The organism is Occultella gossypii, from assembly GCF_019947135.1.
GTDB lineage: Bacteria > Actinomycetota > Actinomycetes > Actinomycetales > Beutenbergiaceae > Occultella > Occultella gossypii.
Window position 1 is genome coordinate 74,511 of the sequence record NZ_JAGSHT010000002.1, and the last position, 12,658, is coordinate 87,168.

The 12,658-nt window shown below is 70.4% G+C and carries 9 protein-coding genes; 6 read left to right on the forward strand and 3 right to left on the reverse strand.

Annotation, left to right across the window (positions count from 1 at the left end):
* Positions 1–74 precede the first annotated feature (74 nt).
* Together KCQ71_RS01445 and KCQ71_RS01450 are read left to right on the forward strand one after the other, a co-directional pair.
* Positions 75–3,371: an ATP-binding protein gene (locus tag KCQ71_RS01445; protein WP_223402063.1), complete on the forward strand. Its 3,297-nt coding sequence runs from the start codon at positions 75–77 to the stop codon at positions 3,369–3,371.
* A 141-nt stretch (positions 3,372–3,512) separates the two neighbouring features.
* On the forward strand, positions 3,513–5,360 hold the full coding sequence (locus KCQ71_RS01450) for a glycerophosphodiester phosphodiesterase family protein (RefSeq protein WP_223402065.1): 1,848 nt from the start codon (positions 3,513–3,515) through the stop codon (positions 5,358–5,360).
* Positions 5,361–5,454: 94 nt separating this feature from the next.
* Here KCQ71_RS01450 and KCQ71_RS01455 read toward each other — a convergent pair whose 3' ends face one another.
* Entirely contained in the window at positions 5,455–5,919 is a 465-nt protein-coding gene (locus tag KCQ71_RS01455) for a Dps family protein (RefSeq protein ID WP_223402067.1), read from the reverse strand.
* A gap of 109 nt (positions 5,920–6,028) precedes the next feature.
* Positions 6,029–6,460, reverse strand: a complete 432-nt coding sequence (locus tag KCQ71_RS01460) for a Fur family transcriptional regulator (RefSeq protein WP_223402069.1) — start codon at positions 6,458–6,460, stop codon at positions 6,029–6,031.
* 81 nt (positions 6,461–6,541) lie between these two features.
* On the opposite strand from KCQ71_RS01460, the gene KCQ71_RS01465 reads away from it, so the two are divergent.
* The 3 genes from KCQ71_RS01465 to KCQ71_RS01475 are packed head-to-tail and all read left to right on the forward strand — an operon-like array spanning position 6,542 to position 10,101.
* Entirely contained in the window at positions 6,542–7,408 is an 867-nt protein-coding gene (locus tag KCQ71_RS01465) for an SDR family oxidoreductase (RefSeq protein WP_223402071.1), read from the forward strand.
* A complete protein-coding gene (locus tag KCQ71_RS01470; protein WP_223402074.1) occupies positions 7,408–8,601 on the forward strand; it encodes a zinc-dependent alcohol dehydrogenase in 1,194 nt (397 codons plus the stop codon). Before KCQ71_RS01465 ends, KCQ71_RS01470 begins: the two co-directional genes overlap by 1 nt.
* A gap of 24 nt (positions 8,602–8,625) precedes the next feature.
* Complete coding sequence (locus KCQ71_RS01475) at positions 8,626–10,101, forward strand: FAD-dependent oxidoreductase (protein ID WP_223402076.1); 1,476 nt, start codon at positions 8,626–8,628, stop codon at positions 10,099–10,101.
* Positions 10,102–10,109: 8 nt separating this feature from the next.
* Here the strand turns inward: KCQ71_RS01475 and KCQ71_RS01480 are convergent, their stop codons facing one another.
* Positions 10,110–11,420 (reverse strand): APC family permease, encoded by a 1,311-nt coding sequence (locus KCQ71_RS01480; protein ID WP_223402078.1) that lies wholly within the window; start codon positions 11,418–11,420, stop codon positions 10,110–10,112.
* 88 nt (positions 11,421–11,508) lie between these two features.
* Between KCQ71_RS01480 and KCQ71_RS01485 the strand changes: the two genes are divergently transcribed.
* Positions 11,509–12,582, forward strand: a complete 1,074-nt coding sequence (locus KCQ71_RS01485; protein WP_223402080.1) for an FUSC family protein — start codon at positions 11,509–11,511, stop codon at positions 12,580–12,582.
* Positions 12,583–12,658: the final 76 nt, after the last annotated feature.

Here is a 12,658-nt window from a genome sequence, read left to right on the forward strand (position 1 = left end):
AGGCGACTTCCTAGTAGTCGGCGCGACTTCCCATCAGTAGAGTGGGACTCGCGCGGGGGGAGGTGGCGTAGACGATGGAGGCTGTCCGGCAGACATCCGGGGCCCGAAGTGCTGCCCACCAGGCGGCCAGGCCGATCGTCCGGATCTCGATCCTCGGCAGGCTCACGGTCACGATCGACGACGTCGACATGACGCCGCGAGGACGCACCCAGCAACGCCTGATCGCGACCCTCGCGATCGCCGCGCGCCGAGACGTACGGCTCCCGCTCTCGGAGCTGGTGGATGAGGTGTATCGAGATCACCTGCCACCCAAACCGCGTCGCTCGCTGGCCACCCTGGTGTGGCGCCTTCGCAAGAAGTGGGGTGGACACGCGATCGAGTCCGACCAGTACGGGTACTGGCTGGCCCGGGACGGGTGCACCGTGGACGTGGAGGAGTTCGAGGCGCTGCTGCAGCGCGGGAGCGCGCTGTCCCGGGGTGGCGACCAGCCGGGTGCCATCACCGCGCTGACGCAGGCGCTGACGATGTGGCGCAGCCCCGAAGAGCCGGAACGGTTCCTTCCGGCGGCGCAGGCCGATCGGCTCACGGAACTGCACCTGGGCGCGATGGAACGGCTCGGCGAGCTGCTGGCCGCGACGGGCCGGCAGCACGAGGCCGTCGAGATGCTCCAACGCGTCGCGGCGGAGCGGCCGGACTGGGAGCACACTCAGGCGCTCCTGATCCGATCCCACACCGAGCTCGGCAACCTCGCCGATGCCCACCGCGTCTGCGACCGGGCCCGGCGTGCCCTGATCGACCAGGGCATCGAGCCGGGGCCTGAACTATCGAGTGCCATCAGCGGACTCGACGGCGCACCGGTGCCGGCCGGACCATCGCGGCGGCGGGCAGCCGACCGCGTCGTCACACCCGACGATCTGATCGGACGGACCGAGCCGCTGGCAGCACTCGTCGAGTCCGCCGGAGCTGCGCTCCGTGATGGCAAGCCCACGGTGCTCGCCATCACGGGGGAGGCGGGGATCGGCAAGTCGACCTTGGCGGGCGCGGTCGTCGCGAGCCTCACCGCAGGTGAGCGCCCGGTCGCGACCGTGACCCTGCGCTGCGATCCCCGGCGCACGCTGCCGTACGCGGCGTTCGCGCCGTTGGTCCCTGCCGGTCACAGCGCGTCCGCGTTGGCCAGGCTCCTCCTCGGCGAGGCGGACGCCGACCCGGCCGCGAGTGTCGACCTCCTCCACACGGAACTGATCTCCCGCCTGCGGTCCCTCGCGGAACCCGACGGCCTCGCCCTCGTGGTGGAGGACCTGCACTGGGCCCCGGCCGCCACGACGGACGCGATCGCAGCGCTGCTGGAACTCGCCGACGACCTGCCCCTTGCGGTCATCGTGACCTCCCGGCGCCGTCGCCTGCCGGAGGTGCTGACGCCGTGGGTCGAGCGACGGACCCGCCTGCAGGGTCTGGGCGTCGCCGATGTCGCCGAACTCCTCGGGTGCAGCGCCGATGACGACCGAGCAGTCACCACGCGCCGGCTGACGGGCGGGAACCCGTTGTACGTCCGCCAGTTGCAACAGAGCGCGCACACCGGCTCCGACGAGCGGCCCGACGACCTGACGGCGGCCATCGATGCCCACCTGCGCATCGTGCCGGGCGAGGTCGTCCAGGCGCTGCGAATCGCCGCCGCCGTGGGCGACAGCTTCAGTCTCACGACGCTCGTGGCGCTGGCCGAGGAGTCCCGCCGCGATCTGCCGACCTGGCGGGACCACCTCACCGAGGCCGTGCACCATGGGCTGATCCGGGAGGGCCGTGCGACTGCCGGCTCCTACGACTTCGTGCACACCCTGATCCGGGAGCACCTGTACGGGCAACTGCCGGCCGAGCAGCAGACGCGCATCCACGCCGCCATCGGGCGGGCGCTGCGGCGCCACGGCCTGAACCGGCCGTGCCCACCCGATCTGCTCGCCCACCATGACACGCGAGGCTGGCCGATCGCTCCGACCAGCGAGGTCGTGGACACGCTCAGTGCCGCGGGTCAGGCGGCCGCGGCACAACTCGACTTCGCGCAGGCCGCGTCCCACTACCGCACGGGCCTGGACTACCTGGCCATGGATGGCCCGCCGGAGCCGGATGAACGGTCTGCGCGCCTGCTCGGGCTGGCCGCCGAAGCGAGCGCGGCAGCGGGCCAGATCAAGGCCGCGAACGAGCTGTACGAGTCGCTGCTGCACCTGGCGCGAACCTCCGGGTGGACCCGATGGAGAATGTTCGCGGCACTCGGGGCCCTGCGCACCCAATACACCCGCCGGGTCGGAGTCGAGGTGACCGGCAACCTGGCGGACGCGGTGGCGCAGGCGTGCGTCGACGGCACCATCGCGAAGGCGCCGGACCTGGCCGGCGAAGCGCTCGCGGCCATCCAGGTCTATCGGCCGGCGCGTGCGGTCGAGCTGCTCGACTCGGCCACCGACGCGGAACCCGACCTGTCCGGCCGGCTCCGGATGGCGATCTGGGAGCACCAGGACGTCACGGACCAACTCGCGACCGCTCGGCGACTCGTCACCGATGCCACGGCGGACCCGGTCGGTGCCTGGCTGCGGCTGTGGGTCAGCGAGGTTGCCTCCGGGCTACGGGCCATGGATGACCAACCGCCGTGCTCGGCACCGATCAACGACGCCAGTGACCGGACCCGATTCGATCTCAGTCAGTGGCGCATCGCCACCAGCATCGCGACCGGCAGGCTCGAGCGCGCACGCCGGCTGATCGAAGAGGCGCTCGCCGCCCCGCGCCACCCCGAGCCCTCCGAGAACGCCCACCGCGCTGCCAGTCTCTACGGGCAACTGACCTACCTGGCCCTGGTCTCGAACGACTTCCATGCCGCCCAGCGGTCGCCGCTGGTGGCCAATCCCACCTGGGCGAACAGGCATCCGATCATGCGGTACGTGCGGGCGTACATGCAGACATTGGCGGGGTCGCTCGACGCGGCCCGCGAGCAGTGCGACGACCTGCTCGACGAGGTCCGCGATGAGGCCATCCCGGACAGTGACATCGTTCCCAGACTGTTGCTCCTGGGCCGAGCCTGTGTGCGGTCCGGCCACCAGCGCGGCCTGGAGCCGTGCCTGGAGCATCTGCTGCGTCACCGGGGCGAGCACGGCATCTTCCGCTTCGGCCAGTACTGGGGTCCCGTTGACGCTGTCATCGGCCGCCTGCAGGTGACCCTGGGCGATCTCGACGCCGGCATCGAGTCACTGCGCGCCGCGACCGCTGGTGCCGAAGCGGTGCACGCGGAACTCGAACTGCCATGGATCCGACAGAGCCTCGCCGATGCCGTCGCCAGACGCGGCGGTCCGACGGTTCCCGCCGACGCCCAGCCTCGACATACGGCGTGACGGATGGCGTCGGCTGGGCGGCCCCGGCATCGCACGCTCGCCGTCGACGCGCTACCCCGTGTTCTCCGGACGGACGATGGCTGGCTATGCGGGCTTCATAGGGTGGAGCCGCCATCCTTCACCGGAGAACTTGGAGTTCCCATGAACATCACACCACGGCGCGCGATCACGGGTCTGGCCGCAATGACGCTCGCCGCAGCAGGGATCGTCGTCTCGGTTCCCGTGCCGGCGTCCGCCGAGCCGGGCGACGTCGTCCTCTCGGAGAACTTCGACTCGGGCGAGATTCCCGACGGCTGGACCCCCATCGAGGGGGACTGGCGCGTCGAGGACGGCCGCCTCGTCGTCACCGCCGGCGGCATCGACCAGCTCACCTTCGGCACCCACCTGGACAACTACCGGGTGGAGGCGACGGTCCGCTTCGAGTCGGTCGCCAACGCCACCCGGTGGGCGGCGGTCGCCCTCGACATCGCTCCGGACGGTTCGACGCCGTGGTGGCAGGCCGCCATGCGCACCACCAGCTCGGCCGGCAACGGCATCGAGCTCGCCAACCGCACGGCTGGCGGCGGCTGGAACGTCCCCTACACCGCGGCCGCACCCTACGACGCCGGTGTCGGCCAGGACGTGCGGGTCGCCGTCGAGGTCCAGGGCACGTCGGCGAAGTGGTACTTCGACGGCGAACTCGTCCTGCGTGGTCAGATCCAGCGTTCCGAGGCCGGCGTGCTCGGCCTCGTCGCGGACAACTCGACCGTCAGCTTCGACGACATCCTCGTGACCGAGATCGAGCCGGCCGACTTCATCATCGACGACGGGGAACTGCCGGTGGTCGTCGCCCACCGTGGGTACTCCCAGGTGCTGCCGGAGAACACGCTCATCTCGGAGGCGGCCGCCATGCAGTCGGGCGCCGAGTATTTCGAGATCGATGTGCACACCACGGCCGACGGGGTACCCATCGTGCTGCACGACCAGACGGTCGACCGGACCACCGACGGCACCGGCGACGTGGCACTGCTCGAGAGCAGCTACCTGCAGACCCTCGATGCCGGGTCGTGGCGTGATCCCGTCTTCGCGGGGGAGCCGCTGCCCACGTTCGCGCAGATCCTCGAGCTGATGCAGCGAAACCCGGCCACGTTGATGCTCGAGATCAAGGGCCCGGAGACCCGTGCAGAGGTCGAGCACATGATCGACCTGATCCGCGAGGCCGGCCTGGCCGGCCGGGTGGTCATCGAGTCCTTCGACCTCGCCGCGGTGGGGTACGCGCGCGACTACGCCCCCGAGATCCCGCGCGGCGTGCTCCGGGGTGCCGTCGACGCCGACCCGGTGGCCGTGTCCCAGTCGGTGGGCGCCACCATGTACAACCCATCGGCGACCGGCGGCCTGACCGCCGAGATCATCGAGGGGTTGCACGAGGCAGGGATCGCAGTGCTGCCCTACACCGTGAACGGCGCGAGCGCCTGGCAGGAACTGACCGACCTGGGTGTCGACGGCATCGTCACCGACCGTCCCGGCGCCTACATCGGCTGGCGCGAGGCCCAGTACGCAGCCGAGCCGGCCGAGCCTGCCGAGCCGACCGTGGACCTGGTCGCAGTCGCGGACGGCGCCGAGGTCGAGCGCGCGGGGCAGATCATCGTGGCCGCGGCCAGCACCGACGCGACGTCGGTCTCCTACACGCTCGACGGCGCACCCGTGGCCGTCGGCGACGTGGTCGACGCGAGCGGGCTGAGCCTCGGTGGCCATGTCCTGACCGCGACCGCGGAGGGAGCGGGCGGCACCGCGACCGACGAGGTCTCCTTCGCCGTGGTCGTGACCGTCGAGGGTCTGCGCGACCGGATCATCGCGGTCGACCTACCCACGGGCTTCCAGCGTCAGCTGCTCACCGCCCTCGACAACGAGGACTGGGACGAGTTGGCGTCCGCCGCTCAGCGGCGCATCCCCGACGAGGCCGCGAGGGCGACGGTCCTCGAGGAGATCGCCTACCTCGCCGACCGTTAGGAACGCCGACCGTCGGAAACCGGCGAACGCCCGGTCCGCATTGTGCGGGCCGGGCGTTCGCGTTGCGGCCGAACGCCGCTGCTGGCACTCAGGATCAGACCTCGCGGTTCTCCGAGGAGATCATCCAGGCCTGCTTCTCCAGGTCGGCGATGATCGCGTGCAGGAGGTCGGCCGTGGTCGGGTCCTCGGCATCGACGTCGTCGTGCACCCCACGGGCGACCGCGGTCACCTGGGCGATGCGCTCGACGATGGTGTCCACCGTGTCGCCGACCGAGACGAGGTCGGCAGGGTAGGGGGTCAGGTCGGTGGTGGCGGCGACGGTCTCGATGCGGCCGTCAGGCACGACCTGCAGGGCGCGCATACGCTCGGCGACGACGTCGCTCTGCTCACGCGCCACGTCGACCAGCTCGTCGAGCTGCAGGTGCAGGTCCCGGAAGCCACGGCCGGTCACGTTCCAGTGTGCCTGCTTGCCCATGACGTGCAGGTCGACCAGGGCGACGAGGACCCGCTGGAGGTTGGCGCGGAGTTTCTCTGAGGCGATGGTGGTGGTGGTGGACACGAGATCCTGCCTTTCTGGCCGCCGGTCGGGCGACGGTGCTGGTGCTGTATTCGTGAACGACTCCAGTTTAGAACCGTCGGCTCGTTCGCGCCAGCAAGGAGAGGCGTGCCTACGCGGGTGTGGGTCGAGCGCACTCGTCGCAGATGCCCCAGAAGATGACCTCCGCGGTCGCCACGGCGAAGCCGGGCGGAGTGGGTCCGTGCAGGCAGGGCGCCTCGCCGGTCGTGCAGGCGACGTCCGTCACCTTCCCGCACACCGAGCAGACGGCGTGGTGGTGATTGTCATGCACCAGGCGCTCGTACCGCGCGGACGACCGCGCCGGCTCGAACCGGCGGACCAGCCCGGCCTGGTGCAGGTCGGCCAGGATGTTGTGCACCGCCTGGAGGCTCGGTGCGTGTTCGCCGAGGCGCCGCCGCACCGTCTCGGCGTCGAGGTGGGGCGTCTCGTCGAGGGCAGCCAGGACCGCCAGGCGCCCCGAGGTCGCCCGCAGCCCGGAGGTGCGCAGCAACTCGAGATCCGACGGGTCGGCGATGGCGGCCATATCTGCACGGTAGATCGAAATCGTGAACGACTCAAGTAACGTTCCGGATGCGGACCGACGTCAGCCGGACCACGATGATTCATGACCTCACGCGCGAAGCCGACGAACGTCCCCGCCCAGAGTCAACCGTGGCCCGGGCGGACCACGGAGATGGACCCGCAACCCGATCACGGGGAGCACAGTCACACCGGGCGCGAGCGCCTGGTGGGCAAGAAGGCGTTGATCACGGGGGGCGACTCCGGCATCGGCCGAGCGACGGCGATCGCATTCGCGAAGGAGGGCGCCGACGTGGCGATCGCGTACCTACCGCAGGAGCAGGCGGACGCCGAGGCCACCCGCGCCGCAGTGGAGGACGCCGGTCGCAGCTGTGCACTGCTCCCGACCGACCAGCGCACCGAGTCGGCCAACGTCGATCTCGCCGCGGCAGCCGTCGACGCCCTGGGTGAGATCCACGTCCTGGTCAACAATGCGGGCTTCCAGATGGCGCAGACTGGAGGGATCACCGGCTTTCCCAGCGGTCAGCTGGAGCAGGTCTTCGAGACCAACGTGTTCGCGGGCTTCTGGCTGACGAAGGCGATCGTGCCGCACCTCGGCTCCGGGTCGAGCGTGATCTTCACGACGTCCATCCAGGCCTACGACCCGTCCGAGCCGCTCCTCGACTATGCCGCCACGAAGGCGGCCTTGAACAACCTGATGGTGAATCTGGCCGCCGACCTGGGGCCGCAGGGGATCCGGGTGAACGCCGTTGCCCCCGGGCCGATCTGGACGCCGCTGATCCCCAGCACGTTCGACGCCGAGAAGGTCAAGGACTTCGGGGCCGACACCCCACTCGGCCGCCCTGGGCAACCCGTCGAGGTCGCCGCCGCGTTCGTGTTCCTCGCCTCGGACGAGGCCAGTTACGTCAGCGGCACGGTGCTCGGTGTAACGGGCGGGAAGGCGATCTTCTGATGCGAGCGGTGACCTGGCAGGGCAACGAGGACGTCCAGGTACAGGACGTACCGGACCCGGTGATCCAGGAGCCCACGGACGCCGTGGTCAAGGTCACGTCGACGGCGATCTGTGGGTCGGATCTGCACCTGTACAGCGTGCTGGGGGCGTTCCTCGACCCCGGGGACGTCCTCGGCCACGAGGCGATGGGCATCGTGGAGGAGGTCGGTTCCGAGGTGAGCCGGATCCGGCCCGGCGACCGGGTGGTGATCCCGTTCCCGATCGCGTGCGGTTCCTGTTGGATGTGCGAGCGCGGCCTGCACACCCAGTGCGAGACGACGCAGGTGCGATCCCAGGACAAGGGCGCGGCCCTGTTCGGCTACACGAAGCTCTACGGGCAGGTCCCGGGCGGCCAGGCGCAGTACCTGCGCGTCCCGCAGGCGCAGTTCGGGCCGATCCCGGTGCCGGACGATGCCAGCCCGGACGAGCGCTACCTCTACCTCTCGGACGTGCTGCCGACGGCGTGGCAGGCGGTGGAGTACGCGGGCGTGCCCGAGAACGCGACGGTTCTGGTGCTCGGGCTCGGGCCGATCGGCCAGATGAGTGCGCGCATCGCGATTCACCGCGGCGCATCGCGGGTTCTCGCAGCGGACCTCGTGCCTGAACGTCTCGCCATGGCGGCCCGGCACGGGGCCGAGGTGCTGGACCTGCGCGAGATCGACGATCTGCCCGCCATGGTGCGCGGCCTCACGGCCGGCCGCGGACCCGATGCCGTGATCGACGCCGTCGGGATGGAGGCCCATGGCTCGCCGGTAGCGGCGGGCGTGCAGAAGGTCGCGGGGGTGTTGCCCGACGTACTGGCCGCACCACTGATGAAGAGGGCCGGGATCGACCGCCTGGCGGCATTGCGCACCGCCATCAGCGCCGTGCGGCGCGGGGGCACTCTCTCACTCTCGGGTGTCTACGGCGGCGCGGCCGACCCCCTGCCCATGATGGAGATGTTCGACAAGCAGCTCACCGTGCGGATGGGACAGGCGAACGTGCACAGATGGGCCGAGGCGTTGCTGCCACTGGTGGCGGACGACGCCGATCCCCTCGGCGTCCTCGACCTGCGCACCCACCGGCTGTCCCTGGAGGACGCGCCCGGGGCCTACCGGACGTTCCAGAAGAAGGAGGACGGCTGCATCAAGGTCGTCCTGGACCCGCAGGCCTGAGCCATGGAGAACTACTGGAGATCCATGACGACATCGGTGCCGGGCCCGGTGGCTGCGGTCGGCGGCGAGTATGACGTGGCTGTGATCGGTGCCGGCATCACCGGGCTGAGCACTGCGGTGATGCTGGCCGCTCGCGGCTGCCGTGTCGTGGTGCTCGAAGCACGGCGCGTGGGCGCCGGCACCACCGGCTCCTCGACGGCGAAGGTGTCCGTTCTGCAGGGGCGCCGGCAGTCCGAGATCGCCGCGAAGCAGTCCAGCGACCTGCTCGCGCACTACGTGGCCGGTGGGCGGTTCGGGCAGGACTGGCTGTTGCATTTCTGCGCGAGTGCTGGGGTCGGGGTACAGCGTCCGAGCGCCGTGACCTACGCCGTGAGCCCCGACGAGGTGGCGTTGGTCGAGGAGGAGCAGCGGGTCTGCGAGGACGTGGGGCTGCCCGTGACCTGGCGGGCGCAGGACGACGTGCCCTTCCCGTTCGCGGGTGGTTTGGTCCTCGCGGACCAGGCGCAACTGGATCCACTCGAACTCCTCGCCGCGCTCGCCGCCGACGCCACCGCCCGCGGCGTGCGCGTGTGCACGGGCGCGCGGGTCACCGACGTCGACGACGGCCCCGACCACCTGGTGACCACGGACCGCGGCTCCGTGCGCGCGGACCGGGTCGTGCTCGCTACGGGTATCCCGATCGCGGATCGGGGCGGGTTCTTCGCGAGGGTCGCGCCGCAGCGGTCCTATGCCCTCGCTCTGCGGCTGCCCGACCTTCGCCCCTCGGACATGTATCTGTCCGCCGGCAGTCCGACCCGGTCGATCCGCACCACCCCCCACGGGGAAGGGCAAACGCTCCTGGTCGGTGGGAACTCCCACCCGGTCGGGAGCAGCAGATCCGAACGGGAAGCGGTCGAGGACCTGGCCGCATGGGCGTTGCGGCACTACCAGGGAGCGGAGGTGACACACCGATGGTCCGCCCAGGACTACCACCCGATCGATGCGCTGCCCTACGTCGGTCCCTTGACGCCGTCGAACGACCGGGTGCTGGTCGCGACCGGTTTCGCGAAGTGGGGCCTGACCACCGGCGCGGCCGCTGCTGCCGTCCTCAGCGGACTGGTCGACGGCGGTGTGCCCGAATGGGCTGATGCGTTCGCGAGCTGGAGCCGTCACGAAGTTGCCGGGGTGGGCACCGGCGTGAAGCAGAATCTCAAGGTCGTCGCCGATCTGGTCGGCGACCGGGTAGCGGCGCTCGAGCCGGTCCCCGACGCTGCTCCACTCGAGGGCACCGGGTGCGTGGGCCGGGCCGGAGGGCGCCCGGTCGCGATCTCCACCACCGACGGGGTGACCCGGACCGTCTCGGCCACCTGCACCCACCTGGGTGGGGTGGTGCACTGGAACGATGCCGAACGGAGCTGGGACTGCCCGCTGCACGGGTCCCGCTTCACGACCGACGGCACCCTCATCGAGGGACCGGCCACCGAGGACCTGCCGGGACTGGAGGGGACCGGCGCCGGCTGACCTGCAGTTCAGCCGCTCGCCTCGCTGAACCGCCGATGTGCGGCATGCAGGACGAGACCCAGGACGATAAGGCCTCCGCCCAGCGCCCACACCTGCCAGGACTGCTGGACCAGCAGGATCAGGCAGCTGATCAGGGCGAGGACCGGGACAACGGTGGGCACCCGGAAGTGCGCGTGGCCGGGTTCGTCGCGTCGCAGCACCAGGACCGCCAGGTTCGTCGAGATGAAAACGAACAGCAGGAACAGCACGACGGTCTCGGCGAGCAGTTCAAGGGTGCCGACCGCGGCCAGGAGCGCGGACAGCGCCGTCGTCGCGAGGATCGCCACCCACGGGGTGCGGCGCCCGGGTAGCAGCCGGGCGAACACGCCGGGGAACAGCCCTTCGTCGGCCATGCCGTAGGTGAGGCGGGAACTCATGATCGAGGTCAGGAGGGCCCCGTTCGCGACGGCGATCAGGGCGATCGCGCTGAACAGCCAGCTGGGCACCGAGAACCCGGTGGCGTTGACGACCTCGAGCAGCGGGCCGCTCGAGCCGGCCAGGTCCTGGGCCGGGAGCATCGCCGCCGCGGCGAGCGCGATGAGGACGTAGACGACGCCAGCCACGATCAAGGCGCCGAACAGGGCGCGTGGGTACACCCGTGAGACGTCGCGGACCTCCTCGGCCACATTGGCCGAGGTCTCGAACCCGACGAAACTGTAGAACGCGAGGAGCGCTGCACCCAGTACCGCGAAGCCGGCCCCGGGACCCGGCGGTGGTTCCAGCACCCGTGCCACGTCGCCGCGACCCGCTCCGAGGGCCAGTCCGACGAGGACGATCACCAGAACCAGACCGCTGACCTCGATGATGGTCATCACCAGGTTCGACGTCACCGATTCCCTGATGCCACGCAGGTTCAGAAGGGCGAGCAGGAACAGGAAGATCGGGGCAGCCACGGGAACGGGGACCGCGAGGAACGTAGCCAGGTAGTCACCGCTGAACGCGATCGCGAGTCCCGCCACACTCACGATGCCCGCAGACAGCATGCAGTAGCCGACGAGGAAGGAGACGACCGGTCGGCCGAATGCGCGCTGGGCGAAGATGGCCGACCCACCGGCGCGCGGGTATTTCGTGACGAGCTCGGCGTAGGAGCCCGCGGTCAGCAATGCCATGCCCATCGCGATGACGATCGGTACCCACATCAGGCCGCCCGCGTCGGCGGCGAGCTCTCCGGTCAACGCGTAGACACCGGCTCCGAGCACGTCGCCGAGGATGAACGCGAACAGCAAGCCCGCGCCGATGCCTTGCCGTAGACGGGTCGGTGATGGTTCGGCTTCGGTCATCGGATCATAGTGGCGGACACCATCGGGACCGGCGAGCCGAACCAATCACCGAGTGCCGGGCTCCCGATCGGATGCGAGCCTTGGCAATGTGTCCCGGCTCATTCGTTGGTTCTCCCAGACTTGGCTCCTGCAGCCCCGGATCGCGCTGACGCTGCGGGCGGCGTCGGCGGCGGGGCTGGCGTGGATGATCGTGAGCCTCCTGCCGGACGCGGCGGCGCAGTACCCGTACTACGCGCCGTTCGGAGCGGTCATCGCCACGACCGCCACCGTGTCGAGCTCGGTCAGGGAGTCCGTGCAGGCGGTCGCCGCCATCGCGCTCGGTGGCCTGACCGCGGGCGTCGTAGATCTGGTGATCGGCACGACGTCGCCGCTCACCGTCGTCCTGGTGGTCGCCGTCGGCGTGGCCCTGGCCGGGCTGCGGTGGCTCGGTCCCATGGGCGGCTGGGTGCCGACGGCGGCGATCTTCACCCTGATCATCGGCCACGGCGATGCCGCCTTCGCGGGCTCCTATGCCGGGTTGACGCTGCTGGGCGCAGGCGTCGGCATCGCCGTCAACGCCCTCTTCCCGCCGCTGCCGATGGGCCCGGCGGCGCGCTCGATCCGGGCGACCCGGGAACGTCTGGCTGCTCAGCTCGGTGATCTCGCGCAGGTTCTGGAGACGACCGACTTTCCGGCCCCGACGGAATGGGAGGAACAACACCGCGACCTGGATCGTGCCCGGCTCACGATGCGGCAGGCGATCGGGCAAGCACTCGAGGCCCGCCGCGCGAATCGCCGGGCCAAGCGCTACTCCGCCGACATCGACGCGCTCGTGCGGGAGGCGGATGCGGTTGAGAGATTGACGTTCGTCGCTGCCGACCTGGCTGACCTCATCGTGCGCGACCACTTCGCACCCGGTCCCGATGGACGCCCGACGAGGCTCCCACCGGATCTGCGGGCACCGATCGTGCACTCCATCCGGCTGCTTGCGGGGACCCTCACGATGATGGACGGCGCGGCTCGGCGTGAGGATCTGGTCAGGGTGGACGACGAGCTCGCGGATCTGGTGCGAGCCGCATCCGACCGAGCGGGCGGCCCCGACGACCTCCTTCTCAACAGCGTGCTCCTGGCACTGCGCCGCGGCTTGGATACGTTCGCCGACGGCGGGAGGGACGCTTCGTAGGGCGCCATCGCTGTGCTCCGGTGTGCTGCGGCGGGAGATCACCGCGTATTCCTGATCTCCGCACGCCCCGAGTGTG